This is a genomic window from Pantoea sp. FN0307, from assembly GCF_050113815.1.
GTDB classification, from domain to species: domain Bacteria; phylum Pseudomonadota; class Gammaproteobacteria; order Enterobacterales; family Enterobacteriaceae; genus Mixta; species Mixta alhagi.
Map to the genome: position 1 here is coordinate 32,793 of NZ_JBNJSO010000005.1, position 26,692 is coordinate 59,484.

The window sequence follows — 26,692 nt, forward strand, 5'->3', positions numbered from 1 at the left end:
ATTTACCAGGCTTACATCGCGTAGGCTTCAGGTGCGCTGCATGGTTCCGGTGCCGGGCCTGGCAATGTCGCAGGCCCTCATGAATTAACGGCTGTGACGCCTGCAATAATGTCGCGTCACGGCATCAACAGAAGAACTCCGATGTCTAATACCACATTTTTGCAAGAAGTGTCGCGTCGTCGTACCTTCGCTATCATTTCTCACCCCGACGCCGGTAAAACCACCATTACCGAAAAAGTCCTGCTGTTCGGACAGGCGATCCAGACCGCCGGTACGGTAAAAGGCCGTGGCTCTAATCAGCATGCCAAATCTGACTGGATGGAAATGGAGAAACAGCGCGGGATCTCGATTACTACCTCGGTAATGCAGTTTCCCTACCGCGATAGCCTGGTCAACCTGCTGGATACGCCGGGGCACGAAGACTTCTCTGAAGATACCTATCGTACCCTGACCGCCGTTGACTGCTGTCTGATGGTAATCGACGCGGCGAAAGGGGTTGAAGATCGTACCCGTAAGCTGATGGAAGTTACGCGTCTGCGCGATACGCCGATCCTGACTTTTATGAACAAGCTGGACCGTGATATCCGCGATCCGATGGAGCTGCTGGACGAAGTTGAAAACGAGCTGAAAATCGCCTGCGCACCCATTACCTGGCCAATCGGCTGCGGCAAGCTGTTCAAAGGCGTTTATCATCTCTATAACGATGAAACCTATCTGTATCAGACCGGTAAAGGCCATACCATTCAGGAAGTGCGCACCATCAAAGGGCTGAACAACCCTGAGCTGGACAGCGCGGTCGGCGAAGATCTGGCAGCGCAGCTGCGTGACGAACTGGAGCTGGTGCAGGGCGCTTCGCATGAGTTTGAGCAGGAAGCGTTTTTGCAGGGTGAGCTGACGCCGGTGTTCTTCGGTACCGCGCTGGGCAACTTCGGCGTTGATCATATGCTGGATGGCCTGGTTTCCTGGGCGCCTGCGCCAATGCCGCGCCAGAGCGATACGCGCAGCGTTGAAGCCAGCGAAGAGAAGTTTTCCGGTTTCGTGTTTAAAATCCAGGCTAACATGGATCCGAAACACCGCGACCGCGTCGCCTTTATGCGCGTTGTCTCCGGTAAGTACGAGAAGGGCATGAAGCTGCGTCAGGTGCGTACCGGTAAAGATGTGGTCATTTCCGATGCGCTTACCTTTATGGCGGGCGACCGTTCGCACGTTGAAGAAGCCTTCCCCGGCGACATTATCGGTCTGCATAACCACGGCACCATTCAGATTGGCGATACCTTTACGCAGGGCGAAAACATGAAGTTCACCGGTATTCCGAACTTCGCGCCAGAACTGTTCCGTCGTATTCGCCTGCGCGATCCGCTGAAGCAGAAGCAGCTGTTAAAAGGGCTGGTGCAGCTGTCAGAAGAGGGTGCGGTACAGGTGTTCCGTCCGGTATCCAATAACGATCTGATTGTGGGTGCGGTAGGTGTGCTGCAGTTTGACGTGGTCGTGGCGCGCCTGAAAAGCGAGTACAACGTGGAAGCGATTTACGAATCGGTTAACGTTTCGACCGCGCGCTGGGTTGAATGCGACGATGTGAAAAAGTTCGACGAATTCCAGCGTAAGAATGAAGTCAATCTGGCGCTGGATGGCGGCGATAACCTCACCTACATCGCGCCGACCATGGTTAACCTCAACCTCACGCAGGAGCGCTATCCTGAAGTGCTGTTCCGCAAAACGCGCGAACATTAATCAGCGTTGTTCACGCATCGCGGAGGCAGTACTCTCCTTCGCGATGCGTTTTTATAGTACCAGCGCAAATTTATCTGCCTTCGCTACAGACTCCTCTTAAAAAGTCCTCAAAAACGCCTTCTTAACTGTTTTTTAACCAAAAAAACGCGACGAATGCCAATCCTTGACTATGCTTAGTTTGTCGGATGCAAAAAGCGGTGGCGAAAGCCTCCCAACATCCATTTAAACGGCACATGGGGTTGTTGCCGCTACGCTTACGGTTGTGAGTGGAATAACGTATAAGAAGGAAGATATCGATGAACAAGACTAAGATTACCAAGACTCTGATGGCTGTGATGGTGGGTTCTGCGCTGCTGAGCGGCTCTGCTCTGGCAGATGAATCTGTATCACAGAAAACGCAGAATGCTGCGGATAGCGCAGGGTCCACAATCGATAGTTCTATGAAAAAAGTCGATGGTTTTATGGATGACAGCGCCATCACCGCTAAAGCGAAAGCTGCGCTGGTAGATGACGAAACGATTAAAAGTACGGATATCTCAGTAGAAACTCAGAAGGGCGTTGTGACCCTGAGCGGTTTCGTTTCTTCGCAGGATCAGGCTGAAAAGGCTGTGGCGCTGGTGAAGAAAGTTGAGGGCGTAAAATCCGTCAGCGATAAACTACACGTCAGAGACAGCGAAAAACAGTCAGTGAGCGGTTATGCAGGTGATGCAGCTACAACCAGCGAAATCAAAGCTAAGCTATTAGCGGATGACATTGTACCGTCCCGGAACGTTAAAGTTGAAACCACCAACGGCGTGGTCCAGCTTTCTGGTACGGTAGAAAAACAAGCACAGTCAGAACGTGCGGAAAGTATCGCCAAAGCTATTGAAGGCGTAAAAAGCGTTAAGAATGACCTGATGGTTAAACCTTAATGTTTTTGCGGCACGGTCAACCTCTGGCGTCTGTGCCGCAGCTAACCCGTTAAAAAAATAAAGTTCATGGGTTTACTGTCCATGAATTGGCTGAGCTAAGCAGTTCGATTTTAACTATGGTAAAGGAGAGGCTTATGTTTCGTTGGGGTATTATCTTTCTGGTAATTGCATTGATCGCGGCGGCATTAGGCTTCGGCGGTCTGGCTGGTACAGCCGCATGGGCAGCTAAGATTGTCTTCGTGGTCGGTATCATTCTGTTCCTCGTCAGCCTGTTTACCGGTCGTCGTCGACCCTAGGTAACCAGCTAAACAGACAGATCCAGTGAATTTAGCGGAGACCAGTCATGAATAGCGACATCGTTGCAGGCAAATGGAAACAATGGAAAGGCCAGATGGCGCTAATGTGGGCGGAGTGGTTTGATAACGACGACGCCTGGATGGCAGGAAACAATGACTGGCTCTCCGGTATTTTGCAGGAAGATTACGGGCGTGAGCAGCACGACGATGCCACAAACGATAAATCCCTGCGCTGATCTGCTATAAGCTGGCCCGCTTTCTTTGTAGAGGGCGGTGCCGGCCTCTGTTTTTTCTCTGTCCCTGCGCGGCTAACCCCGTCACCTGTTTGTTCCTCCCCCTCTGAAACACCTCTTTTACGCTACTATTCTGCCATTCCAGAATAAAAGGCCGCGTTACGTATCCTGCAATGCAGCGGCAAATAAAATAGCGCAGAATAATCTCTAAGATATGTTGAGGAGCGCTGACGTGAGATTTATTGATACCCACTGCCACTTCGATTTTCCTCCGTTTACCGGGCACGGGGAGGAAAGCCTGTCACGCGCCGCTCAGGCAGGCGTAGAGAAAATTATCGTTCCGGCGGTGGAGGCTACACGCTTTGCTCGGGTGTTACAGCTGGCACACCAGCATGCACCGCTTTATGCCGCGCTGGGACTGCATCCCATTGCGATTCAGCAGCACAACGATGCGGCGCTGGAGCAGCTGGAGCAGCACCTGCGTCAGCGACCCGCAAAACTGGTGGCGATCGGCGAGATCGGGCTGGATCTCTATATGGAAGATCCTCAGTTCGATCGGCAGGAATATTTTCTGGATGCGCAGCTGCGGCTGGCGCGGAAATACGATCTGCCCGTGATCCTGCATTCCCGGCGCACGCATGACAAACTGGCACAGCACCTGCGACGTATTGAGGTGCCGCGCCGTGGCGTGGTACATGGCTTTGCCGGAAGCGTGCAGCAGGCGCAGGCGTTTATTGCTGCCGGTTATGCTATCGGTGTAGGCGGCACCATTACCTATCCTCGCGCCAGCAAAACGCGCAATACCATTGCGCAGCTGCCGCTTGGAGCGCTGCTGTTGGAAACCGATGCGCCTGATATGCCGTTGAACGGCTTTCAGGGCCAGCCCAATCGGCCAGAGCAGGTGGCAAAGGTATGGCAAACATTATGCGAGCTGCGTCAGGAAGCGCCGGAGGAGATCGCGGCCACCCTTACCAGCAACAGTGAGAAACTGTTTCAGCTACGTTAACAAGACGACCGCATCAAAGGGGATCTTAAGAACAGGTAAAGAGCAAATGTGATAATTCTCACATTTGCGCTTCTGCGGTATGATAGCGCGCATAAAGCGGTTCCGGCCTGCGGCTGTGGCGCTTTTAATGCGATAGACGTCACATCAAATGTAAACTTGATGGTAGCGTTTCTTAATTAAATGTGAGCTTACGCACAATAAAGAGTTTGCCCGTGATGTTAAAATCGTAACATCAAAGCGAATCAGCATCGCTGGCAAGGTGAGATGGATCTCAACCCTCTTCAAGGAACCAAGACCTCGTGTTGAGTCTTCCACTGGCGGAAGCTCACTGAATCTTTCTGGAGAGCATTATGACTGATGTAACCGCTGCCGCGCTGCGTGCGCTGAAACTCATGGATTTAACCACCCTTAACGATGATGACACCGACGCCAAAGTGATTGCGCTGTGTCAGCAGGCTAAATCCCCGGCAGGCAATACTGCCGCCATCTGTATCTATCCCCGTTTTATTCCCATCGCACGTAAAACGCTGCGCGAGCAGGGCACGCCCGATATTCGTATCGCTACCGTGACCAATTTCCCGCACGGCAATGACGATATTGAGATCGCGCTGGCGGAAACGCGCGCGGCCATTGCCTATGGCGCGGATGAAGTGGATGTGGTTTTTCCCTATCGCACATTGATGGCTGGCGATAGCGAAACCGGCTTTAAACTGGTCAAGGCATGCAAAGAAGCCTGCGCGGCGGCCAGTGTATTGCTGAAAGTGATCATTGAAACCGGCGAACTGAAAGAGGAAGCGCTAATCCGTCAGGCTTCTGAAATCGCTATCGATGCGGGCGCTGACTTTATCAAAACCTCTACCGGTAAAGTGCCGGTAAACGCCACGCCTGAAGTGGCAAAAATCATGATGGAAGTGATCCGTGATAAAGGGGTACAGGATCGCGTTGGCTTTAAGCCTGCGGGCGGCGTGCGTACCGCAGAAGATGCGGCGCTCTATCTGCAGCTTGCTGATGACATTCTGGGCAGCGGTTGGGCGGACGCGCGTCATTTCCGTTTCGGTGCCTCCAGCCTGTTGGCAAGCCTGTTGAACGCGGCGGGCTATGAAAGCGCGCGCAGCACCAGCAGCTACTGAGTTTCCTTTCACCATAGCGGGCGCCTGCCGTCCGCTAAAAATAATTTTTCTGCACCGTTGGATCGGGACACCAGGCCTGATTTATTGATCCGTTAAACAGGGGGTTACCTTGTTTTTACCACAAGAAATTATTCGAAAAAAACGTGACGGCCATGCGCTGAGTGAAGAAGAGATCCGCTTCTTTATTAACGGGGTTCGTGATAACAGCGTATCAGAAGGGCAGATCGCCGCGCTGGCGATGGCGATCTTTTTCCATGATATGACGCTGCAGGAACGTGTGGCGCTGACCATGGCGATGCGTGATTCCGGCGCGGTGCTGTCATGGAAATCATTGAATTTAAACGGCCCGGTAGTGGATAAGCATTCTACCGGCGGGGTGGGCGATGTGACTTCGCTAATGCTGGGGCCGATGATCGCGGCCTGCGGCGGCTATGTGCCGATGATCTCCGGGCGCGGCCTGGGTCATACCGGCGGCACGCTGGATAAGCTGGAAGCGATCCCCGGCTTTGATATTTTCCCCAGCGATAGCCGTTTCCGGGAAATTATTAAACAGACCGGCGTTGCCATTATCGGCCAAACCAATTCGCTGGCACCGGCGGATAAGCGTTTTTATGCCACGCGCGACATTACCGCAACGGTCGACTCTATTCCGCTGATCACCGCCTCGATTCTGGCGAAAAAGCTGGCCGAAGGGCTGGATGCGCTGGTGATGGATGTGAAAGTGGGGTCTGGCGCTTTTATGCCGACTTTTGAACTGTCAGAGCAGCTGGCGCAGGCGATCGTGGGCGTGGCCAACGGCGCGGGTTGTAAAACCACTGCGCTGCTGACTGATATGAATCAGGTGCTGGCTTCCAGTGCCGGAAACGCGCTGGAAGTGCGCGAAGCGGTTCAGTTCCTTACCGGCAGTTACCGCAATCCGCGTTTGCTGGAAGTGACGCTGGCGCTCTGCAGTGAAATGTTAATTTCCGGTGGCCTGGCGCAGGACGATGCCTCGGCCCGACAGCAGTTGCAGAAAGTGCTGGATAACGGCAGCGCCGCTGAGGTATTTGCGCGTATGGTGGCGGCGCAAAAAGGCCCGACAGACTTTATTGAAAGGATGGACAGCTACCTGCCGGCCCCGATGCTGAGCAAGGCGGTGTATGCCGATGCGCCTGGTATCGTTAATGAAATGGATACCCGCGCGCTTGGCCTGGCGGTGGTGGCATTGGGCGGTGGACGTCGTCGCGCCAGCGACAGCATCGATTACAGCGTAGGCCTGAATGAGATGGTGCAGCTGGGCGATCGCGTAGACGCGGAACGTCCACTGGCGGTGATCCATGCCGCCAGCGAGGCCAGCTGGCAGGAAGCGGCACAGGCGGTCAAAGCGGCGGTTAAGCTTGGTGACAGTCAACCTGCTGCAACGCCGGTTATCTATCGCAGAATTAGCAGCTAACGCCCGACTATCTCATGCAGCAGGAAGGCGGCAAGGGGAACCTGAAAGCCTGAAGGTCTCACTGACCGGAATGATGAGCGCAGCCTACGCATCTGCGGCTTGAAGTACCACAGGTATAGACGGCATACTGTTCTGATCGCTTTTTTATTTTTCTCATCGCGCGTAAGCGCAGGAGAGTAACATGAAACGTGCATTTATCATGGTGCTGGATTCCTTTGGGATCGGTGCCAGTAAAGACGCTGAAAAATATGGTGATAAAGGCTCAGACACGCTGGGTCATATTGCGCAGGCCTGCTTCAACGGCGAGGCGGATAAAGGGCGTCAGGGGCCGCTGCATCTGCCGAACCTGACCGCGTTAGGGCTGGGAAAAGCGGCGGAAGCCTCTACCGGCACCTTCCCGCCGGGCCTGGATCCGCAGGCGGAGATCATTGGCGCGTATGCCTGGGCGCAGGAGCTCTCTTCCGGTAAGGATACGCCGTCAGGCCACTGGGAAATTGCTGGCGTACCGGTGCTGTTTGACTGGGGTTATTTCAGCGATACGGAAAACAGTTTCCCGCAGGCGCTGCTGGATACACTGGTGGAGCGTGCCGGACTTCCGGGTTATCTCGGCAACTGCCACTCTTCCGGGACGGTGATTCTGGATAAACTGGGTGAAGAGCATATGAAAACCGGCAAGCCGATTTTCTATACCTCTGCCGACTCGGTATTCCAGATTGCCTGTCATGAAGAGACATTCGGCCTGCAACGCCTGTACGATCTGTGTGAAATCGCCCGTGAAGAGCTGGATAAAGGTGATTACAACATTGGTCGCGTGATTGCGCGTCCGTTTGTCGGCGATAAAGCCGGAAACTTCGAACGTACCGGCAATCGTCACGACTTAGCCGTTGAGCCGCCGTCACCCACCATCCTGAAAAAGCTGGTGGAAGAGAAGCAGGGTGAGGTGATCTCGGTGGGTAAAATCGCCGATATCTACGCGCACGTCGGCATTACCAAAAAGATCAAAGCGACCGGCCTTGATGCGCTGTTTGATGCCACGGTTAAAGAGATGGCGCAGGCGCCGGATAACGCCATCGTCTTCACCAACTTTGTGGATTTCGACTCCGCCTGGGGACATCGTCGCGACGTTGCCGGTTATGCGGGTGGCCTGGAGCTGTTTGACCGCCGTCTGCCAGAGCTGATGGCGCAGGTAAAAGAGGGCGATATTCTGATCCTCACCGCCGATCACGGTTGTGATCCCACCTGGCACGGCACCGATCATACCCGTGAGCATATCCCGATTCTGATCTATGGCCCAGGCGTTAAACCGGGCTTCCTTGGCGGACGCGATACCTTTGCCGATATCGGGCAGACGGTAGCAAAATACTTCGGCCTTTCCGATATGGAATATGGCAAAAGCATGCTGTAATACGCGGCTTTCATTTAACGCCAGCCGCCGGGCTGGCGTGTTTCATTTTTTCAAGGAATAACGACAATGGCTACGCCTCATATTAATGCTGAGATGGGTGATTTCGCGGACGTGGTGCTGATGCCGGGCGATCCGCTGCGTGCTAAACATATCGCGGAAACCTTTCTGGAAGACGCGGTAGAAGTGAACAACGTGCGCGGTATGCTGGGTTACACCGGCACCTATAAAGGTCGTCGCATTTCCGTTATGGGTCACGGTATGGGCATTCCATCCTGCTCCATCTACGCAAAAGAGCTGATCACTGAGTTCGGCGTGAAAAAAATCATTCGTGTGGGTTCCTGCGGCGCGGTACGTGCCGATGTGAAACTCCGCGACGTGGTTATCGGCATGGGCGCCTGCACCGATTCTAAAGTGAACCGTATGCGCTTCAAGGATCACGATTTTGCAGCAATCGCCGATTTTGACATGGTGCGTAACGCGGCAGACGCGGCGAAAGCACTGGGTATTGAGGCGCGCGTAGGCAATATTTTCTCTGCCGACCTGTTCTATACGCCGGACCCGCAAATGTTCGACGTTATGGAAAAATATGGCATTCTCGGCGTGGAAATGGAAGCGGCGGGCATCTATGGCGTGGCGGCAGAGTTTGGCGCGAAAGCGCTGACCATCTGTACCGTTTCCGACCATATCCGCACGCATGAACAGACCACGGCGGCGGAACGTCAAACCACCTTCGGCGATATGGTTAAAATCGCGCTGGAGTCGGTACTGTTGGGCGACAAAGCCTGACTGATTTACCGGACGAGGCTGCCTCGTCCGGTTATTTTCTTCCGCCCGTCTGCGCCTTCTGTATTACGCTTTCTTCAGCGCCTTGCCCCTGCCGACAACGCTACGCCTCAGCTTTTTCTAGCCTCGTCTGACGCCTCATCAGATTCGTCATCATCTTCTTTAACCGGCGTGCTGGCGGTCAGCAGAAAAGGGGATTGTTGCCAGCGGGTACGGCGATCGCGCAACAGCGTACGGGTAAGAATAATGCCGATAGCCAGCGCCAGCAGCATCATCAGGCGCAGAATATTGGTGGTGTTATCCACCTGCTTCGCTTCGGTTACCAGCACATGCGTGTCCAGCGTGACGCGTAAAAAGCCCTGCGGGCCGTCGCTGTTTTCCAGCGGCTGCACCAGCTGATGGTTAAAGTAGCTGCCCGCGCGTTTGCCATCCAGCGCCAGACGATCGCGCACGCTGATGCCTTCGCCGCTGCGCGCAACCAGCGAACCTTCGCTGTCATAAACCGAGGCGTCGAGGATACGGCTGTTATCCGTCATCTGTTTGAGAATGGCGGCGATTTGTGTGCGGTTATCGTCCGGGCTGTCCATAAGCGGCGTAAGCGTAAATGCAACCTGACGTGTCAGGGTGCGCGCCAGATCTTCTACCTGTTCAGAGCGCGCCATTTGATGGCCCAGACTGAACCATGAAGCGCCCTGCATCAGGACGACCAGCAGCGTCAGACAGATCAGCACAATCGCTGTGTGGTGCAGACGGAATTTGAGCCTGGATTTAGCCATTGGCAACCTTAAAACGTAATCAACAAACGGTAGTCTGTTTTTGCGACTTTATGTTGCCAGAAGCGCGGCTGACAGGGTAGCCTCTTGCGAGGTTTTCTCTACAGGCTGTGGCCCGGCACGGATGTCAAACAGAACGTCCTTTGATGGCGGCAGCCGATCATCTTTCCGACAGGAGCTGTAATGCCTAATCGTTTGACCTGGTGCGACCTGCCTTCCGATGTTTCTCTCTGGCCGGGCTTGCCTCTTTCACTGAGCGGTGACGAAGTGATGCCGCTGGATTATCGTGCCGGGCGTACCGGCTGGCTGCTTTACGGGCATCAGCTGGATAAAGATTCGCTGACGGCTTATCAACACCAGCTGGGTGCCGCGATGGTGATTGTCAGCGCCTGGAGCGTGGATGATTATCAGGTGATCCGTCTGGCGGGCTCGCTGACGCCGCGTGCGGCGCGTCTGGCTCACGAACGGGGACTGGACGTAGCGCCGCTGGGTAAAATTCCTTATCTGAAAGCGCCGGGCCTGCTGGTAATGGATATGGATTCCACCGCGATTCAGATCGAATGTATCGATGAGATTGCGCGTCTGGCGGGGTGCGGCGAGCAGGTGGCCGAGGTGACCGAGCGCGCGATGCGCGGCGAACTGGATTTTACTGCCAGCCTGCGTCAGCGCGTGGCTACGCTGAAAGGCGCTGACGCCAATATACTGAAGCAGGTGCGTGATACGCTGCCGTTAATGCCAGGGTTAAGCACACTGGTGCAGAAGCTGCAGGCGTTAGGCTGGCAGGTGGCTATCGCTTCTGGCGGCTTCACTTACTTTGCCGAATATTTGCGTGACCGGCTGCATCTTGCCGCTATCGCTGCCAACGAGCTGGAGATCCGTGACGGTAAATTTACCGGTGAGGTTATTGGCCCGGTAGTGGATGCGAAGTATAAGGCCGATATGCTGGCGAAGCTGGCACAGCGTTTTGATATCCCCGTTGAACAAACGGTAGCGATTGGCGATGGCGCTAACGATTTACTGATGATTAAGGCTTCCGGGTTAGGCATCGCCTACCATGCCAAGCCGAAAGTTAATGAACAAACTGAAGTGACGATTCGGCATGCCGATCTGATGGGCGTATTTTGCATCCTCAGCGGCAGCCTGCATCACGAGACGCGATAATTGAGGAACTGAGTTGGCTAAAGCGGTAAAACGTGCCTTTGTCTGCAACGAATGTGGCGCAGACTATCCGCGTTGGCAGGGGCAATGTAGCGCCTGTCACGCCTGGAATACCATCACCGAAGTGCGGCTGGCGGCCTCGCCGGCTGCGGCGCGTAATGAGCGTCTGTCTGGCTACTCCGGCACCGCCGGCGTCAGCCGCGTGCAGAAGCTGTCAGAAATTAGCCTGGAAGCGTTGCCGCGCTTCTCAACCGGTTTTAAAGAGTTCGATCGCGTACTGGGCGGCGGCGTAGTCCCCGGCAGCGCTATTCTGATTGGCGGCAATCCCGGCGCCGGGAAAAGTACGCTGCTGCTGCAAACGTTGTGCAAGCTGTCAGTGGATATGAAAACACTGTATGTCACCGGCGAAGAGTCCCTGCAGCAGGTTGCCATGCGCGCGCATCGTCTTGGTTTGCCTACCGAGAACCTGAATATGCTGTCGGAAACCAGCATTGAGCAGATCTGCATGATTGCCGAGCAGGAACAGCCGAAGCTGATGGTGATCGACTCTATTCAGGTGATGCACATGGCGGATATTCAGTCTTCGCCGGGCAGCGTGGCGCAGGTGCGCGAAACCGCAGCTTATTTAACGCGCTTTGCCAAAACGCGCGGCGTAGCGATTGTGATGGTTGGGCATGTCACCAAAGATGGCTCCCTGGCTGGTCCCAAAGTACTGGAACACTGCATCGACTGTTCAGTGCTGTTGGACGGCGACGCGGATTCCCGTTTCCGCACGCTGCGCAGCCATAAAAACCGCTTTGGCGCGGTGAACGAACTGGGCGTGTTTGCCATGACCGAGCAGGGCATGCGTGAAGTCAGCAATCCCTCGGCGATTTTTCTGTCGCGCGGCGATGAGATTACCGCCGGGAGTTCGGTGATGGTGGTTTGGGAAGGCACGCGTCCGCTGCTGGTAGAGATCCAGGCGTTGGTGGATCATTCAATGATGTCTAACCCACGTCGCGTTGCGGTAGGGCTGGAACAGAATCGCCTGGCGATCCTGCTGGCGGTACTGCATCGTCATGGCGGGTTACAGATGGCCGATCAGGATGTGTTTGTTAATGTTGTCGGCGGGGTAAAGGTTACAGAAACCAGCGCCGATCTGGCATTGATGCTGGCGATGGTTTCCAGCCTGCGCGATCGGCCCTTGCCCAACGATCTGGTGATTTTCGGCGAGGTGGGGTTAGCCGGTGAAATTCGTCCGGTGCCGAGCGGTCAGGAGCGTATTTCCGAGGCCGCTAAGCATGGGTTTAAACGCGCTATTGTCCCGGCGGCTAATGCGCCGAAAAAGGCGCTGGAGAACATGAAAGTTTATCCGGTGAAAAAGCTGGCTGACGCGCTGGCGATCCTGGATGAGTTATAATTTTAGCGCAGGTTAACCTGTCGTTGGGGTGGGCACTGCCCACCCCTTTTCGCAGGAGGCATTATGTCATCATTCGAATATTTAAAAACCGCCATTCGCCAGCAGGGACATACGTTGCAGCAGGTTGCAGACGCCAGCGGAATGACGAAAGGCTACCTGAGCCAGTTGCTCAATGCCAAAATCAAAAGCCCCAGCGCGCAAAAGCTGGAGGCGCTGCATCGCTTTCTGGGTCTGGAATTTCCCCGCCGCGAGAAAACCATTGGCGTGGTGTTCGGCAAGTTCTATCCTCTGCACACCGGCCATATTTATCTGATTCAGCGCGCCTGCAGCCAGGTTGATGAGCTGCATATTATTATGGGACATGATGAACCGCGCGATCGCCAGCTGTTTGAAAACAGCGCCATGTCACAGCAGCCCACCGTTAGCGATCGCCTGCGCTGGCTCTTGCAGACGTTTAAATATCAAAAAAATATTCGCATTCATGCCTTTAATGAAGAGGGGATGGAGCCTTATCCGCACGGTTGGGATGTCTGGAGTCGGGGCATTACGGCCTTTATGGCGGAAAAGGGAATTGAGCCAGGCTGTGTGTATACCAGCGAAGAGTTGGACGCGCCGCAGTATCGCGAGCATCTGGGCATTGAAACCATCGTGATCGATCCGCAGCGCTCTTTTATGAATATCAGCGGCGCGCAAATTCGCCAGAATCCTTTTCGATACTGGGAGTATATCCCTACCGAAGTAAAACCTTTTTTCGTACGTACCGTTGCGATACTGGGCGGGGAATCGAGCGGTAAATCAGTATTAGTGAATAAGCTGGCTAATATTTTTAATACTTCCAGCGCCTGGGAGTATGGACGGGATTACGTATTCTCGCATCTTGGCGGAGATGAGATGGCGTTGCAGTATTCCGACTATGACAAAATTGCGTTAGGGCAGGCGCAGTATATTGATTTTGCAGTGAAATATGCCAACAAGGTCGCCTTTATCGATACCGATTTTGTGACTACCCAGGCATTTTGTAAAAAGTACGAAGGGCGTGAACACCCGTTTGTACAGGCGCTGATTGACGAATACCGTTTCGATTTAGTCATCCTGCTGGAAAACAATGTGCCCTGGGTCGCAGATGGCCTGCGCAGTCTGGGTAGCTCCGTCGATCGACGTGAGTTTCAGGAATTGTTAATCAAAATGTTAGATGAAAATCAAATAAAATATGAGCATGTTACTGAAGACAGTTATGACCAACGTTTTCTGCGTTGTGTTGAACTGGTAAGAAATATGCTGGAAAACGGAAAGTAAAAAGGCAGGGCGGCTGATGGCGATATTATACCGTCAGCCATTTTATTCGGAATGTTCTCATTGTTATCTCTCCCGAAGTAAATCAGCTTAGTTATTTAATAAGGCAGGCTAACTTTTTGCAGTTTAATTTAAGGGTTTCTTTAAAAGAAGCCATGAATTATCACGCTTAATAGAAAGTATTTATGCATTTTTTGCTTTAACTTGTTGATTTTAATGTTTATTTTTATAATTAACCTCAGGTTATTTATTTAAGCTATTGGCTAAACTGAAATTGACTTGATATGGAGGGTGAAATTATAGCGGCAACTTGAGACATAGCTTATATATTGTCAGGGTTTCATTAACTAAGGTGCCTGTATATATTAATTTTCCTTTTCATTATATGAAGACACAGTACATGTATTGTTAACTATACAGTGGCTTTCTCGGCTTTTGGAAAACAGGTTACTTTATTTGGATTGCTTTAATTGGAGTTGTTAATAGCGTTACAGGTTCGTGGATTTTTTGAAGTCATTCTATGCGAGACGGCATCATGTACATTATCTTCAGGGTGAAATCAGCCTGTAATTTTATATTTTGGGCGCAGAGATAACCGGGAAGAATCAAGGGAGTGTAAAATATGCATAAAGATATTAATCATTTGGTAAGAATGGATTTAAACCTGCTGCCTATCCTGGATACTTTGCTTAACGAAAAAAGTGTCAGCAAAACGGCGGACAAACTTAATGTGACTCCGCCCGCAATTAGTAAATCATTGAATAAAATCAGAGACACCTTTCAGGATCAGCTTTTGGTTCGTTCTGGCATGAGTCTGGAGCTGACGCCATTAGCGGTACGCCTTAAACCTCAGCTTAGAGAGCTGCTGGATAATATCCAAAATGTTCTGCACCAAAATATTGAGCTCAACGGCAAAGAGCTGCCACGCTCTTTTAACATCGTTACCAATGATATCCTGATGTCTAAGCTTAGCTATAAATTGATGAAAAAAAGCATTCAGGAGAATACCAACCACATCTTTAATTTTAACTATGACAACGCGACATCCTGTGTGCTGCGCAGCGAAGATATTGATCTCTATATCGGGGAGGATAAAAGCCTCAGCCCGGAGGTGAAGATACGAACTATCGGCCACAGTGAATGCGTATTGATAGCCACCAAAGACCATCCTGTTTTTCTGATGGAAAAGTCTTTGAAAAACCTAAAAGAGTTTATTCTTATCGTGCCCAAAAACAGGCTGAAAGAAGAGATGGAAAGCCTTTATCGCGAGCGCGGCTATAAACGCAAAATTCATGGTATCAGCGCAGGATACCTGCCTATTATCGAAAATATTATTCAAACTCGCAGTCTGGGTATCGTTCCGATGTATGTTGTTGATGTTTTACAGCGAATGAACCTTGATGTGGACTTTTTTAAGCCCGATTTTGATTTGCCGAAAGTGCGTATTATTCAGGCATGGCATCCTCGCTATCATAACTGCTCTTCTCATAAATGGCTGCGTGATATCTCGAAAGATTTGCTCGATTTCTAACCTCAGCAGCAGAGCAGGTTTATTAAAAATAACAGTCTAAGAAAGCTGTCTTTATTTTTGTTAGAAATTATCTATGGCGAAACAGTAAACAAAAATATCATCAGTTAAATTTAACCAGAGGTAATACAGATATTATCTGTTAGCATTATTTAACTGCGCAATAGGGTGGCGGGAGTAAAATGGGTTGGGCTGAAACAGGTTAAGGAAACGGTTTCGAAATCACTTAAAATAATAACTATTTAACGCAAATGAACGCCCCGATTCAGGGGCGTTTTTTAATCTCTACGATTCACTTACTTTTTTAATGAAACATTTAACGTTTTGCACTATTAATGCAGCAGAACAGCGGCAATCAGTAAGTAATAACTACTTTGCCACGCATATGTCCTTCAAGGACACGCGCATGTGCCTGAGTAAGTGTTTCAACACTTAATCCGTGTAACGTTTCGTTCTGCGTACTCTCTACTTTTCCTGCATCCAGCAGCTGAGCCACTTCGTTAAGGATCTCACCCTGACGAGCCATATCCGGCGTTTGATACATGCTGCGGGTGAACATAAATTCCCAGTGCAACGCCGCGCTTTTGAGTTTCAACTGTTCCATATCCAGCGGATGCGCATTCTCAACAATGGTGCAGATCTGGCCCTGCGGCGCAATCAGCTTGCCGATGGTATCCCAGTGACCGTCGGTATCGTTCAGACAGAAAATATAATCCACCTGTTTGATACCGTGCTGCTCCAGCTCCTCCGGCATATTTTTATAGTTGATCACGATATCAGCCCCGCGCTCTTTACACCATTGCACCGAATCAGGACGTGAGGCGGTAGCGATGACCCGAACTTTGCTGTGCAGTTTGGTAAAGGGGATGGCCAGCGAGCCCACGCCGCCAGCGCCGCCGATAATCAGCAGGGTTTGCTCTTCGGTTGCTTGCTGTATACGCAGGTGCTCAAACAGGCCTTCCCAGGCGGTTAATGCCGTTAGCGGGATGGCTGCCGCTGCGCCCCAGTCAAGACTCTGCGGTTTACGGCCCACAATGCGCGCATCTACCAGCTGAAAGGTACTGTTGCTTCCCGGACGTGTAATATCGCCCGCGTAGTAAACCTCGTCTCCGGGCGCAAACTGCGTCACCTTACTGCCTGTCTCAACCACTACTGCGCTGGCATCCCATCCCAGAATACGCGGCTGTTGCAGACCGCTCTTCTGTACGCCTTTATGCACTTTGGTATCGACCGGGTTGATTGATACGGCTTTAACTTCCACCAGCAGATCGTACTCGCCAGGAGTGGGTTTTTCCGACTGAATTTCTGTGAACTGCGCCGGGTTTTGAGGATTAACAGCAATAGCACGCATAGTCATATGATTTCTCCTTAGTTGATGGAGTCAGTGTAATAGGCCAGAGCAACAGTGATAAGATGGACAATAACTCATACAGTGTTCGTAACAGGTGAACAATGGCGTTAAAGCGGTTACAGGATATGGCGCTGTTTGCGCTGGTGGCTGAAAGCGGAAGCTTTACTGCCGCTGCCCGGCGCGCCGGTCTGCCAAAATCGAGCGTCAGCCAGCGCATTAGCCAGCTGGAACAGGCGATAGGTTTGCGTTTGCTTAATCGCACAACGCGCCAGCTCAACCTGACCTTCGCAGGTGAACGCTATCTTATTCACTGTCAGGAGATGATACAGGCCAGCGAACGTGCAGATCTGGCTATTGAGCGCCTGCGCGACAACCCAAGCGGCCGATTGCGGATCACCACGCCCGCCGGTATTGGGGCGACGCTGCTGGCGCGCTGTAACGCTGAGTTCCAGCAGCGCTATCCGGACGTTACGCTGGAAGTGTCGGTGTCTGATGATATGCGCGACCTGGTGCAGGAAGGATTCGATCTGGCGCTGCGTACCGGCAAGCCGCAGGATTCGTCGCTCATCGGCCGACGTGTTGGACTTTGTCAGCGGCTACTGGTTGCTTCAGCAAACTACCTGACAAAAAATCCGCCGATCACGCATCCGCAACAGCTGGCGACGCATCGCTGTATCGCCCACCGAGCCTGGAAAGAGTGGTTGCTGCGCCGTGAAGAAGAGCACTATCGCTGGCTGCTGCCCTCTATGCATTTAACGGATAACCTGCTTTATGCGCGCGAATGCGCTATCAACGATGCTGGCATTACGCTATTGCCGCGTTTTCTGACGGAAGCCGCGATTGCCAGTGGAGAGTTGGTGCAGGTTCTGCCGGAGTGGGAAACGGAAGGGAATGAGCTGTGGCTGGTCTGGCCGGGGCGCAAGCTGAATTCACCTGCGCTGGCGCGCTTTATCGACTTCGCCCAGCAAAGCACGGCGTTTCGGGCGTTTTATCGCTAATAAAAAGCGGCCCGCAGGCCGCTTTCAGATTTACTTCGCCATACGCTTGTATTTGATGCGTTTCGGCTCCAGCGCTTCCGCACCGAGGGTACGCTTCTTGTACTCTTCGTATTCGGTAAAGTTACCTTCAAAGAACTCCACCTTACCCTCGCCCTGATAGTCGAGAATATGGGTGGCGATACGGTCAAGGAACCAGCGGTCATGCGAGATCACCATCGCGCAGCCCGGGAACTCCAGCAGGGCGTTTTCCAGCGCGCGCAGGGTTTCGATGTCCAGGTCGTTGGTTGGTTCATCCAGCAGTAGCATGTTGCCGCCGACCTGCAACAGTTTTGCCAGGTGCAGACGACCGCGCTCACCACCGGAAAGCTCGCCAACGCGTTTGCCCTGATCGACGCCTTTAAAGTTAAAACGGCCCACGTAGGCGCGGCTTGGCATTTCGGTATTGCCGATCTTCATGATATCCAGCCCGCCGGAAACTTCTTCCCAGACGGTTTTTGAATTATCCATGCTGTCACGGAACTGATCCACAGAGGCCAGTTTCACCGTATCGCCAAGCGTGATGCTGCCGCTGTCCGGCTGTTCCTGACCGGACATCATACGAAACAGTGTGGATTTACCCGCGCCGTTCGGACCGATAATCCCGACAATCGCGCCTTTCGGCACGGAGAAAGAGAGATCGTCAATCAGCAGACGATCGCCGTACGATTTACGCAGGTTGTTCACTTCCACCACTTTATCGCCCAGGCGCGGACCCGGTGGAATAAAGAGTTCGTTGGTTTCGTTACGTTTCTGGTATTCGGTGCTGTTCAGCTCTTCAAAGCGCGCCAGACGGGCTTTGCCCTTTGACTGACGGCCTTTCGCGCCCTGACGTACCCACTCCAGCTCTTTCTCAATCGATTTACGACGCGCCGCTTCCTGAGAAGCTTCCTGCGCCAGACGCTGATCTTTCTGCTCCAGCCAGGAAGAGTAGTTGCCTTCCCATGGAATGCCTTCGCCACGGTCCAGCTCCAGGATCCAGCCTGCGACGTTATCCAGGAAATAACGGTCATGGGTGATAGCCACTACCGTGCCTTCGAAATCATGCAGGAAGCGCTCCAGCCAGGCGACAGATTCAGCATCCAGGTGGTTGGTGGGTTCGTCGAGCAGCAGCATGTCCGGCTTTTCCAGCAGCAGACGGCACAGTGCCACGCGGCGGCGCTCACCACCGGAGAGATTGGCCACTTTAGCCTCCCAGTCCGGCAGGCGCAGCGCATCAGCGGCGCGCTCCAGCTGCACGTTCAGGTTATGGCCATCGTGTGCCTGAATAATCTCTTCCAGCTTGCCCTGTTCAGCGGCCAGCTTGTCAAAATCGGCTTCCGGTTCGGCGTACAGCGCGTAAACCTCATCGAGACGCTTCAGCGCGCCAACCACTTCAGCTACCGCTTCTTCTACCGATTCACGTACGGTATGTTCCGGATTGAGCTGCGGCTCCTGCGGCAGGTAGCCGATTTTGATGCCAGGCTGCGGACGCGCCTCGCCTTCGATGTCTTTATCGATGCCCGCCATAATGCGCAGCAGCGTAGATTTACCCGCGCCGTTTAAGCCCAGTACGCCGATTTTTGCGCCCGGGAAAAAGCTAAGGGAGATGTTCTTAAGAATATGACGCTTCGGCGGAACAACTTTTCCGACGCGATGCATGCTGTAGACGAATTGAGCCACGTGAAATGAGCCTCTTATGGTCTGTGTGGTAATCGGGGCACATCGCCCGCTCAGAACTGCAAGTTTAGCGGTTTTCCTTGCTTAATCACAGCCATCATCCTGGGCGATTGTTTGCCTGGCAGGTGCCAGGATCTTTTCAGGGCAGCAGCAGCGTAACCGCCTGCTGTTGCAGGTGCTCAGCCAGCGCTTGCGGCGGCGCGCTGTCACTGATCAGCATATCAAACTGATCCAGCTCGCCAATGCGCGCCGGCAGAACCTTATTAAACTTGCTGCTGTCAGCCAGCAACACCTTGCGCTGCGCGCGTGCCATCGCCCGAAGCTTCATGGGTAACTCATTGAAGTTGTAGCAGGTGACGCCCTGTTGTGGGTCGATACCGGCAGCGGAAATAAACGCCAGCGTAGGGCAGATCTCATCCAGAATAGAGAGGTTGCCGTGCGGAGAAAACACCGCGTTGTCAGGATGAAACTCGCCGCCGCTGAGAATAACGCGACAGGCGCTTTTTTCCTTAAGCGCCAGAAAGGTATTAATGGCGCAGCAGACTGCGGTAAAGGGCAAGCCTTCATCTATCGCATCGATCACCCACGGCATAGTGGTGCCACAGTCGAAAAAAACCGTATCGTTAGGTTTAATCAGGCTGGCCGCCCGCTGTGCCAGCTGGCGTTTTTTATTGACGTTATGCAGTTGCTGATCGGAAACAAAATAGTGCCCGTGCGCATTTCGCGGATCGCTCACAATATAACCGCCGAGTAAAACCAGGCTGGAGGGCGGCTCGTTAAGATCGCGACGAATCGTCATTTCTGAAACGCCTAACAGCCGCGCCGCCTCTTTCAAATGAATTTTATCGATGCGCTTGAGCGCCTGCGCCAGTTTATTAATTCGCTCGTCGCGCCGGGTTTCCATTATCGCGTTCCCTGTTGGTCTGTTTCTCCTTATGTTAACGCTAAAAAAGTGAAGCGTCAGCCGCTGCCTGGCGGTCACTGTGATCCCCGACCAGAAAGTAAATTTTGTGAAGAACGTGGCACGACGCCAACCGCCTGGTTAGCATGAAGAGAGCCAGGCCATCCGGCCGGATCGGATAACAGTAAGAGGAGAGCGTGTGGTGACTCACAGCAAGGAGAGGGGGCGTTACTGGTTAGCTGGTTTATGCCTGCTTGCCGCCAGCGGCAGCGTATTGGCGGATTCGCTGGATGAACAGCGCAGCCGCTACCAGCAAATCAAACAGGCATGGGATAATAATCAGATGGATGTGGTGGCGCAGCTGATGCCCACGCTGAAAGATTATCCGCTTTATCCTTATCTGGAATATCGCCAGCTGTCGCAGCATCTCGATCAGGAAACCGGCCTGGCGGTTAACGCTTTTATTAAACGTTATCCCACGTTGCCGCCGGTGCGCACGCTGTCGTCACGCTTTGTTAATGAGCTGGCGCGCCGTGAGGACTGGCGCGGTCTGCTGGTATTTAGCCCGCAGGAGCCGCAGCCAGTCGCTGCTCGCTGCAACTGGTATTACGCTAAATGGGCGACCGGCCAGCAACAGGTTGCCTGGGAAGGGGCGAAGACAATCTGGCTGCGTGGAAGCTCGCTGCCGAGCGGCTGTGACAAACTTTTTTCTGTCTGGCAAGCCGCGGGTGAGCAAACGCCAATTACCACGCTGGAGCGTATCCGCCTGGCGATGATCGCAGGCAATACCAGCCTGGTTAATTTCCTTGCTAAACAGCTGCCCTCCAATTACCAAACCATGGCCGACGCCATCATGGCGCTGCAAAACGATCCCGCCACGGTAGAAGCATTCGCCCGCAGCGTTGGGCCAACAAACTTTACCCGACAGGCAACCTCATTAGCGCTGGCGCGACTGGCGCGTGAAGATGGGGAGAATGCGCGCGCGATGATCCCTGGGCTGGCACGCTTACAGCAGATGAGCGAGCAGGAAATCCAGGAGATGAAGGAGGCGGTGGCATGGCAGTTAATGAGCAGAGAGGTCACATCCGAACAGGCGCGCTGGCGTGATAACACGGTAATGAGCAGCGGTTCGGTGCCGCTGCTGGAACGCCGTATTCGTCTGGCATTAAGCAATAACGATCGGCGTGGATTAAACACCTGGATTGCGCGGCTGGATCCTGACGCGAAGCAGAAAGATGAGTGGCAATACTGGCAGGCGGATCTGCTGCTGGAGCGTGGACGCAAAGAGGAAGCGGAGGAGATCCTGCGTAAGCTTATGCAGGAACGCGGCTTCTATCCGATGGTAGCCGCGCAGCGTCTGGGAGAGAAATATCCGCTGCGGGTAGATGAAGCGCCACGTCCGGATAGCACGCTTGATAACGGCCCGGAAATCGCACGCGTGCGTGAGCTGATGTATTGGGGAATGGATAACCTTGCGCGGAGCGAATGGAACCGACTGGTTGCCAGCAAAACCGCATCGCAACAGCAAATGCTGGCGCGTTACGCGCTGAACCATGGCTGGTGGGATCTGAGCGTGCAGGCCACGATAACCGGCAAGCTGTGGAATAATCTCACCGAGCGCTTCCCGCTGGCGTGGCAGGAGCAGTTCACGCAAAACACGCGTGGTAAAACCATACCGCCAAGCTACGCGATGGCTATCGCCCGGCAGGAGAGCGCATGGAATCCTAAAGCGCGTTCGCCGGTGGGCGCAGCTGGATTAATGCAGGTGATGCCCGCTACCGCGACCCATACGGTGAAGATGTACAGCATTCCGGGCTATGTAAACAGCAGCCAGCTATTGGATCCGCAAACCAATATTCAGATCGGTACTCAGTATCTGGATCATGTTTATCAGCAATTTGACCAGAACCGTATCTTCTCTTCGGCGGCGTATAATGCCGGGCCGGGCAGGGTACGCACCTGGCAGCGCATCAGTAACGGTCAGCTGGATGCGGTGGCTTTTATTGAAACCATTCCTTTTTCAGAAACGCGCGGCTATGTGAAAAACGTACTCGCCTATGACGCTTACTATCGCTATTTCCTGGGGCAGCCGGATAAACTTCTCTCTGATGCCGAGTGGCAGCGTCGCTACTGAATATGTTACTCTTCCGTACTCGCCAATGAGTACGGAAGAATTTCATGACTCCACATTCCCCAATCCCGATCACTGCCGAGCCGCAGGATGAAAACTGGCTACGTTTTGTTAGCCTGTTAGAGGAGGCGTTCCGGCAGGATTTACAATTGCCGCTGCTGCAATTGATGATGACGCCAGACGAGCGCGAAGCATTTGGCACACGTCTGCGCATTATTGAGGAGCTGTTACGCGGCGAGATGAGCCAGCGTGAGCTGAAAAACGATCTTGGCGTGGGTATTGCGACAATTACGCGTGGTTCCAACAGCCTGCGCGCCGCGCCGCCTGCGTTAAAGGCCTGGCTGGACGTGCAGCTATCCGTGAAATGATACGGCTTACTGCGGCGGGGAAAGCGGCTGCTGATAGATAGCGTTATGGAAGGGGCAAAGTGCCAGAATTAACGCCTGATGGTAGACGCTGCTACGCGTCAGCAAACCCTGAGTAAACACGCCAATCGCTCCGCCTTTGTGCTTGATATTGTCAATGCCGGTAAGGCGCGCCATCTCTTCACCCAGTTCGTGACCGGCATGGATGCCCGCCATGACAGGCGCAGGCAAAGTAAAACTGGCCGAGCGGGATTCACCGCGTTGTTTGTGATCTTCCACCACCATCCATGCAAAAGCGTCGTTGCCTTCAATACCCGCTTCAATCGCGACCCAGAAATCGGCTTCAGGCCTGACCTTACGTGCGTTCATCACCCGCTGGCGTGCGCCAGTTCGCGTTTCTGCATTCGTTAACGGCTGAGCGGCTACGCCGCTGTCGACCGCAACGCCCTCAATGTGGCAGGATCCCTCGCCGAAGACATCATGAAATGCCTGAGAGATAGCACTAATTTTGGCCGGATTGGTGGTAGCAGCGACAACATGGTACATAATTATCTGAACCTTCTACGCAATTTTGACGCAGTATAACGGAAAAAAAGCATGTTACAGGTCTATCTTGTTCGCCACGGGGAAACAGTTTGGAACGCGGCCAGGCGCATTCAGGGGCAGTCGGATAGCGCACTGACTGAAAAAGGAGAGCGGCAGGCTCGTCAGGTTGGCGAGCGGGTGAAGTCGCTGGGGATCACCCACGTTATCAGCAGTGATTTAGGGCGCACGCGTCGTACTGCGGAAATTATCGCAGACATTTGCGGCTGTAGCGTTACGCTTGACGCACGATTGCGAGAACTGAATATGGGCGTGCTGGAACAGCGTCCGATCGATACGTTGAGCGCTGAAGAAGAGGGCTGGCGGCGTACGTTAGTTAACGGGACGGAAAATGGCCGTATTCCGGAAGGCGAAAGTATGACGGAACTGGCGGAGCGCATGCATCAGGCGCTGAATGCCTGCCTGGAGCTGCCAGCGGGAAGTCGTCCGCTGCTGGTGAGTCATGGCATGGCGCTGGGCGTGCTGGTCAGCACACTATTGGGATTGCCTGCACATGCGGAACGGCGGCTGCGGCTGCGTAACTGTTCGCTTTCACGCGTCGATCATCAGCAAAGCGCCTGGCTGGCAAGCGGCTGGGTAGTGGAAACCGCAGGCGATATTTCGCATCTCGATCTGCCCGCGCTGGATGAACTGCAGCGCTAAACAAACGGGCCCGCAATGCGGGCCCGAAATGATCAGCTGTCGGTACGGCGAATGGGGATCAAATATTCGCAGCGGATCTCTTTCGGCGGCTCGGAAAGCTTTTTTCCGCCATGCGTATAAAAACGCTCAATATCCTGTCCCTGACGGCGTGTCAGCTGTAGCGTCGGCATACAGGTGCCATAAAGCATCAGAATAAAATCCTGAAGCTGGCTGCGCGGGCCTTCATAATTAAACTGGACATAATCGCCAGCCTCCAGCAGTACGGTTTGCGCTGACTGCATGGGTTTAGCCAGCTGATCCGACGGCACCGCAGTGGTATAGAGTATCTCTTGTTCGTCGTCCTTTTCCTGGCTCGGACGCACCTGATGCAGCCCATACAGCACGGGCGGAACCGTATCGGTTTCCAGCAGGAACTGCTGCCAGAAGTGGATGCGCATCTCGTCGCGATAAAGGGAAATTTGCTCCAGCGTACAGGTATAGCTTTGCGTTTGCCCCACCAGTACGGTTTCCGGCAGCGTAACAAAGCGCGCTTCCGGCAACGTAGAATTATCCAGGCGAATCGGCGGACGCAGACCATATGCGTTCCACTCTGATGCACGGCGATAGTATGCCGGTGTTTGATTAAACTGTTTTTTAAAGGCGCGGGTAAAGGTTTGCTGTGAATCAAAACGGTACTGCAAAGCGATATCCAGAATCGGACGGCTGGTAAGACGTAGCGCTACCGCCGCTTTTGACAAACGTCGGGCGCGAATATAGGCACCAATCGCATGACTGGTTACCTCTTTAAACATTCTTTGCAGATGCCATTTGGAGTAACCTGCTTTTGCCGCCACATTATCCAGTGACAGGGGGTGGTCGAGATGGCTCTCCAGCCAGACAAGCAAATCGCGAATGATACCAGCTTGGTCCATAAAACATCCTCTTGTACTTAGTTGGCGCAGGCAACGCAAAGTCGCGGGATCATAGCACTAAATGCGCAAAAGCCGCTGAAGGTTTTACTTGTTAGATTGTGCTATACCCCATGCAAATGAGGAGCAATAGAATTGGCCCGGTTTATCCTTAGCGGGACGTAATAGCGAACAACTTTAATAATATACAATGGTAACGGTATGATAATAAAAAAATTATTAATAATTACAATGGCAACCTTATTCTCTGCTGGCGTGGCCGCTGAAGAGATCGGGTCGGTAGATACGGTGTTCAAGATCTTTGGTCCTGACCATAAAATCGTGGTTGAGGCATTTGACGATCCAGACGTGAAAAATGTGACCTGCTATGTGAGCCGTGCTAAAACGGGCGGGATCAAAGGGGGGTTAGGATTGGCAGAAGATACGTCTGATTCCGCAATTTCCTGCCAGCAGGTGGGGCCGGTGACCTTAAGCGATCGCATTGCGCAGGGCAAAGCGCAGGGCGAAACAGTTTTCCGCAAGCGCACTTCATTCTTGTTTAAAAAGTTGCAGGTGGTGCGCTTCTACGATCAAAAGCGGAACACGCTTATTTATCTTTCATATTCAGATAAAGTGGTGGAAGGCTCGCCTAAAAATGCGCTGAGTGCGGTTCCCATTATGCCGTGGGGGCACTAAAAGAAGAAACGGCGAGTCGCCTCGCCGTTTTTAAAGCATTATTCCTGCAGATCGCCGCAGAAACGGTAACCTTCGCCATGAATGGTCGCGATGATTTCTGGGGTATCTGGCGTTGATTCAAAGTGCTTGCGAATACGACGAATCGTGACGTCAACCGTACGATCGTGCGGTTTTAATTCACGGCCAGTCATCTTTTTCAGCAAGTCGCCGCGCGTTTGAATTTTGCCAGGATTTTCACAGAAGTGCAGCATGGCGCGGAATTCACTACGCGGCAGCTTATACTGCTCACCATTCGGGCTGATCAGCGAGCGGCTGTTGATATCCAGCTCCCAGCCATTGAATTTATAGCTTTCAACCTGCTTACGCTCTTCGCTAATGGCGGAGAGGTTCATGGTGCGGGAAAGCAGATTGCGTGCGCGAATGGTTAATTCACGCGGGTTGAAAGGCTTAGTGATGTAATCATCCGCGCCGATCTCCAGGCCCAGGATTTTATCCACTTCATTGTCGCGCCCGGTTAAGAACATCAGGGCAACGTTTGCCTGCTCGCGTAGCTCACGCGCCAGTAAAAGACCATTTTTACCTGGCAAGTTGATATCCATAATCACCAGATTAATATCGTTTTCGGTCAATACCTGATGCATCTCTGCGCCATCCGTCGCTTCGAACACTTCATAGCCTTCGGCTTCAAAAATGCTCTTTAGAGTGTTACGCGTGACTAGTTCATCTTCAACGATAAGAATATGCGGGATCTGCATGAGTTCGCTACCTAAAATTTGCCAACAAAATCGGAAACAGGATGTACTGCCGTTAACGCGGTGAAAAAGACGTTTGCCCGGATAACTGAAGTACAGAATTATGTTCTTGATGCACCATCCATCAACGTCAACAACATTGTCAGCTCAGCCATAAGGATAAATCCTGCATGCCCCGGCAGTGCCAAATGGCTGTTATCCTAGCTGCATTAACAGCAAGATAACAGCACAGGCTACAACCAATAAGCATTAAAACAACGCTTCGTTGACTTATATCAAATCAAGTGTAGCACGTTAACACTTTTGTGAAAAATGCTCACCAGAATGCCAGCTTAGCTCACAATTATCGGTCCTTAAACCATGTCTGAGCCAACTGATAGTGGACAAAAGTTTACTAAGTTAATTATTAAAAGACAATTTTGATTTATAAGATCTTATTTATGATATTTCTTTGTTATTAATGTTCTGATTAATTAAAGACTTTAAAGGCGTTAAATCTTACTTTTTACCGCTAAAACTTAATAAGTTAATTGTATGTTATGTGATTGATGCTGTTATTTAACATGTCGTCATGTCACAGTATCGCTTTCCAT

The 26,692-nt window shown here is 52.8% G+C and carries 25 protein-coding genes; 18 read left to right on the top strand and 7 right to left on the bottom strand.

Going from position 1 to position 26,692, the window contains the following annotated elements; all coding sequences use genetic code 11:
* Positions 1–141 precede the first annotated feature (141 nt).
* The 9 genes from prfC (at position 142) to deoD (ending at position 8,930) form a co-directional block, all read left to right on the top strand.
* Positions 142–1,731, top strand: coding sequence for a peptide chain release factor 3 (gene prfC, locus ACQE3Z_RS14975; protein WP_250651759.1), 1,590 nt, complete (start codon positions 142–144; stop codon positions 1,729–1,731).
* A 296-nt stretch (positions 1,732–2,027) separates the two neighbouring features.
* On the top strand, positions 2,028–2,642 hold the full coding sequence (gene osmY, locus ACQE3Z_RS14980; RefSeq protein ID WP_426974405.1) for a molecular chaperone OsmY: 615 nt from the start codon (positions 2,028–2,030) through the stop codon (positions 2,640–2,642).
* Between the two features lie 134 nt (positions 2,643–2,776).
* Positions 2,777–2,938 (top strand): DUF1328 domain-containing protein, encoded by a 162-nt coding sequence (locus tag ACQE3Z_RS14985; RefSeq protein WP_003856556.1) that lies wholly within the window; start codon positions 2,777–2,779, stop codon positions 2,936–2,938.
* 47 nt (positions 2,939–2,985) lie between these two features.
* Complete coding sequence (locus tag ACQE3Z_RS14990; protein ID WP_250651761.1) at positions 2,986–3,174, top strand: CsbD family protein; 189 nt, start codon at positions 2,986–2,988, stop codon at positions 3,172–3,174.
* A gap of 229 nt (positions 3,175–3,403) precedes the next feature.
* A complete protein-coding gene (locus ACQE3Z_RS14995; protein ID WP_426974406.1) occupies positions 3,404–4,177 on the top strand; it encodes a TatD family hydrolase in 774 nt (257 codons plus the stop codon).
* 350 nt (positions 4,178–4,527) lie between these two features.
* Positions 4,528–5,307: a deoxyribose-phosphate aldolase gene (gene deoC / locus ACQE3Z_RS15000; protein WP_426974407.1), complete on the top strand. Its 780-nt coding sequence runs from the start codon at positions 4,528–4,530 to the stop codon at positions 5,305–5,307.
* 109 nt (positions 5,308–5,416) lie between these two features.
* On the top strand, positions 5,417–6,739 hold the full coding sequence (deoA, locus tag ACQE3Z_RS15005) for a thymidine phosphorylase (protein WP_426974408.1): 1,323 nt from the start codon (positions 5,417–5,419) through the stop codon (positions 6,737–6,739).
* 181 nt (positions 6,740–6,920) lie between these two features.
* A complete protein-coding gene (deoB, locus tag ACQE3Z_RS15010) occupies positions 6,921–8,144 on the top strand; it encodes a phosphopentomutase (protein ID WP_426974409.1) in 1,224 nt (407 codons plus the stop codon).
* A 66-nt stretch (positions 8,145–8,210) separates the two neighbouring features.
* Positions 8,211–8,930, top strand: coding sequence for a purine-nucleoside phosphorylase (gene deoD, locus ACQE3Z_RS15015; protein WP_250651765.1), 720 nt, complete (start codon positions 8,211–8,213; stop codon positions 8,928–8,930).
* A 107-nt stretch (positions 8,931–9,037) separates the two neighbouring features.
* Here deoD and ACQE3Z_RS15020 read toward each other — a convergent pair whose 3' ends face one another.
* Positions 9,038–9,703, bottom strand: coding sequence for a YtjB family periplasmic protein (locus tag ACQE3Z_RS15020; RefSeq protein WP_426974410.1), 666 nt, complete (start codon positions 9,701–9,703; stop codon positions 9,038–9,040).
* 180 nt (positions 9,704–9,883) lie between these two features.
* Between ACQE3Z_RS15020 and serB the strand changes: the two genes are divergently transcribed.
* The 4 genes from serB (at position 9,884) to ACQE3Z_RS15040 (ending at position 15,081) form a co-directional block, all read left to right on the top strand.
* Positions 9,884–10,861 carry a phosphoserine phosphatase gene (gene serB, locus ACQE3Z_RS15025; RefSeq protein ID WP_426974411.1) on the top strand — a complete coding sequence of 326 codons (978 nt, stop codon included), beginning with the start codon at positions 9,884–9,886 and terminating at the stop codon, positions 10,859–10,861.
* Positions 10,862–10,874: 13 nt separating this feature from the next.
* Positions 10,875–12,257: a DNA repair protein RadA gene (gene radA, locus ACQE3Z_RS15030; RefSeq protein ID WP_250651767.1), complete on the top strand. Its 1,383-nt coding sequence runs from the start codon at positions 10,875–10,877 to the stop codon at positions 12,255–12,257.
* Positions 12,258–12,320: 63 nt separating this feature from the next.
* Positions 12,321–13,553 carry a multifunctional transcriptional regulator/nicotinamide-nucleotide adenylyltransferase/ribosylnicotinamide kinase NadR gene (gene nadR / locus ACQE3Z_RS15035; RefSeq protein WP_426974412.1) on the top strand — a complete coding sequence of 411 codons (1,233 nt, stop codon included), beginning with the start codon at positions 12,321–12,323 and terminating at the stop codon, positions 13,551–13,553.
* A gap of 619 nt (positions 13,554–14,172) precedes the next feature.
* The gene (locus ACQE3Z_RS15040; protein ID WP_250651769.1) at positions 14,173–15,081 is read left to right on the top strand and encodes a LysR family transcriptional regulator; all 909 of its coding nucleotides are present in this window, start codon (positions 14,173–14,175) and stop codon (positions 15,079–15,081) included.
* A gap of 352 nt (positions 15,082–15,433) precedes the next feature.
* On the opposite strand, the gene ACQE3Z_RS15045 is transcribed toward ACQE3Z_RS15040, so the two are convergent.
* A complete protein-coding gene (locus ACQE3Z_RS15045; protein ID WP_426974413.1) occupies positions 15,434–16,435 on the bottom strand; it encodes a zinc-binding alcohol dehydrogenase family protein in 1,002 nt (333 codons plus the stop codon).
* A gap of 95 nt (positions 16,436–16,530) precedes the next feature.
* Between ACQE3Z_RS15045 and ACQE3Z_RS15050 the strand changes: the two genes are divergently transcribed.
* Positions 16,531–17,427 (top strand): LysR family transcriptional regulator, encoded by an 897-nt coding sequence (locus ACQE3Z_RS15050; RefSeq protein WP_426974414.1) that lies wholly within the window; start codon positions 16,531–16,533, stop codon positions 17,425–17,427.
* A gap of 30 nt (positions 17,428–17,457) precedes the next feature.
* Here ACQE3Z_RS15050 and ettA read toward each other — a convergent pair whose 3' ends face one another.
* Together ettA and deoR are read right to left on the bottom strand one after the other, a co-directional pair.
* Positions 17,458–19,125, bottom strand: coding sequence for an energy-dependent translational throttle protein EttA (gene ettA, locus ACQE3Z_RS15055; RefSeq protein WP_250651771.1), 1,668 nt, complete (start codon positions 19,123–19,125; stop codon positions 17,458–17,460).
* A 136-nt stretch (positions 19,126–19,261) separates the two neighbouring features.
* Entirely contained in the window at positions 19,262–20,026 is a 765-nt protein-coding gene (deoR, locus tag ACQE3Z_RS15060; protein ID WP_426974415.1) for a DNA-binding transcriptional repressor DeoR, read from the bottom strand.
* Between the two features lie 196 nt (positions 20,027–20,222).
* Between deoR and sltY the strand changes: the two genes are divergently transcribed.
* A complete protein-coding gene (gene sltY / locus ACQE3Z_RS15065) occupies positions 20,223–22,157 on the top strand; it encodes a murein transglycosylase (RefSeq protein WP_426974416.1) in 1,935 nt (644 codons plus the stop codon).
* A 44-nt stretch (positions 22,158–22,201) separates the two neighbouring features.
* Positions 22,202–22,522, top strand: coding sequence for a trp operon repressor (gene trpR, locus ACQE3Z_RS15070; RefSeq protein ID WP_426974418.1), 321 nt, complete (start codon positions 22,202–22,204; stop codon positions 22,520–22,522).
* Positions 22,523–22,528: 6 nt separating this feature from the next.
* Here the strand turns inward: trpR and yjjX are convergent, their stop codons facing one another.
* Entirely contained in the window at positions 22,529–23,065 is a 537-nt protein-coding gene (gene yjjX, locus ACQE3Z_RS15075) for an inosine/xanthosine triphosphatase (RefSeq protein ID WP_085068069.1), read from the bottom strand.
* 51 nt (positions 23,066–23,116) lie between these two features.
* Between yjjX and gpmB the strand changes: the two genes are divergently transcribed.
* Positions 23,117–23,764: a 2,3-diphosphoglycerate-dependent phosphoglycerate mutase GpmB gene (gene gpmB, locus ACQE3Z_RS15080; RefSeq protein ID WP_426974419.1), complete on the top strand. Its 648-nt coding sequence runs from the start codon at positions 23,117–23,119 to the stop codon at positions 23,762–23,764.
* Positions 23,765–23,796: 32 nt separating this feature from the next.
* On the opposite strand, the gene robA is transcribed toward gpmB, so the two are convergent.
* The gene (gene robA, locus ACQE3Z_RS15085) at positions 23,797–24,675 is read right to left on the bottom strand and encodes an MDR efflux pump AcrAB transcriptional activator RobA (RefSeq protein WP_426974420.1); all 879 of its coding nucleotides are present in this window, start codon (positions 24,673–24,675) and stop codon (positions 23,797–23,799) included.
* A 198-nt stretch (positions 24,676–24,873) separates the two neighbouring features.
* On the opposite strand from robA, the gene creA reads away from it, so the two are divergent.
* Positions 24,874–25,347, top strand: a complete 474-nt coding sequence (creA, locus tag ACQE3Z_RS15090) for a protein CreA (protein ID WP_085068066.1) — start codon at positions 24,874–24,876, stop codon at positions 25,345–25,347.
* Between the two features lie 38 nt (positions 25,348–25,385).
* On the opposite strand, the gene arcA is transcribed toward creA, so the two are convergent.
* Entirely contained in the window at positions 25,386–26,102 is a 717-nt protein-coding gene (gene arcA, locus ACQE3Z_RS15095) for a two-component system response regulator ArcA (RefSeq protein ID WP_085068065.1), read from the bottom strand.
* Positions 26,103–26,692 lie beyond the last annotated feature (590 nt).

Bases quoted from the DNA above. Each gene is read 5' to 3' on its own strand.
- ACQE3Z_RS15040 (WP_250651769.1), top strand. From the start codon at position 14,173: ATGCATAAAGATATTAATCATTTGGTAAGAATGGATTTAAACCTGCTG.
- deoR (WP_426974415.1), bottom strand. From the start codon at position 20,026: ATGGAAACCCGGCGCGACGAGCGAATTAATAAACTGGCGCAGGCGCTC.
- ACQE3Z_RS15020 (WP_426974410.1), bottom strand. From the start codon at position 9,703: ATGGCTAAATCCAGGCTCAAATTCCGTCTGCACCACACAGCGATTGTG.
- osmY (WP_426974405.1), top strand. From the start codon at position 2,028: ATGAACAAGACTAAGATTACCAAGACTCTGATGGCTGTGATGGTGGGT.
- ACQE3Z_RS15050 (WP_426974414.1), top strand. From the start codon at position 16,531: ATGGCGTTAAAGCGGTTACAGGATATGGCGCTGTTTGCGCTGGTGGCT.
- ACQE3Z_RS14985 (WP_003856556.1), top strand. From the start codon at position 2,777: ATGTTTCGTTGGGGTATTATCTTTCTGGTAATTGCATTGATCGCGGCG.
- trpR (WP_426974418.1), top strand. From the start codon at position 22,202: ATGACTCCACATTCCCCAATCCCGATCACTGCCGAGCCGCAGGATGAA.
- serB (WP_426974411.1), top strand. From the start codon at position 9,884: ATGCCTAATCGTTTGACCTGGTGCGACCTGCCTTCCGATGTTTCTCTC.
- deoC (WP_426974407.1), top strand. From the start codon at position 4,528: ATGACTGATGTAACCGCTGCCGCGCTGCGTGCGCTGAAACTCATGGAT.
- ACQE3Z_RS14990 (WP_250651761.1), top strand. From the start codon at position 2,986: ATGAATAGCGACATCGTTGCAGGCAAATGGAAACAATGGAAAGGCCAG.
- deoB (WP_426974409.1), top strand. From the start codon at position 6,921: ATGAAACGTGCATTTATCATGGTGCTGGATTCCTTTGGGATCGGTGCC.
- deoD (WP_250651765.1), top strand. From the start codon at position 8,211: ATGGCTACGCCTCATATTAATGCTGAGATGGGTGATTTCGCGGACGTG.
- creA (WP_085068066.1), top strand. From the start codon at position 24,874: ATGATAATAAAAAAATTATTAATAATTACAATGGCAACCTTATTCTCT.
- yjjX (WP_085068069.1), bottom strand. From the start codon at position 23,065: ATGTACCATGTTGTCGCTGCTACCACCAATCCGGCCAAAATTAGTGCT.
- robA (WP_426974420.1), bottom strand. From the start codon at position 24,675: ATGGACCAAGCTGGTATCATTCGCGATTTGCTTGTCTGGCTGGAGAGC.
- arcA (WP_085068065.1), bottom strand. From the start codon at position 26,102: ATGCAGATCCCGCATATTCTTATCGTTGAAGATGAACTAGTCACGCGT.
- nadR (WP_426974412.1), top strand. From the start codon at position 12,321: ATGTCATCATTCGAATATTTAAAAACCGCCATTCGCCAGCAGGGACAT.
- ACQE3Z_RS15045 (WP_426974413.1), bottom strand. From the start codon at position 16,435: ATGACTATGCGTGCTATTGCTGTTAATCCTCAAAACCCGGCGCAGTTC.
- gpmB (WP_426974419.1), top strand. From the start codon at position 23,117: ATGTTACAGGTCTATCTTGTTCGCCACGGGGAAACAGTTTGGAACGCG.
- prfC (WP_250651759.1), top strand. From the start codon at position 142: ATGTCTAATACCACATTTTTGCAAGAAGTGTCGCGTCGTCGTACCTTC.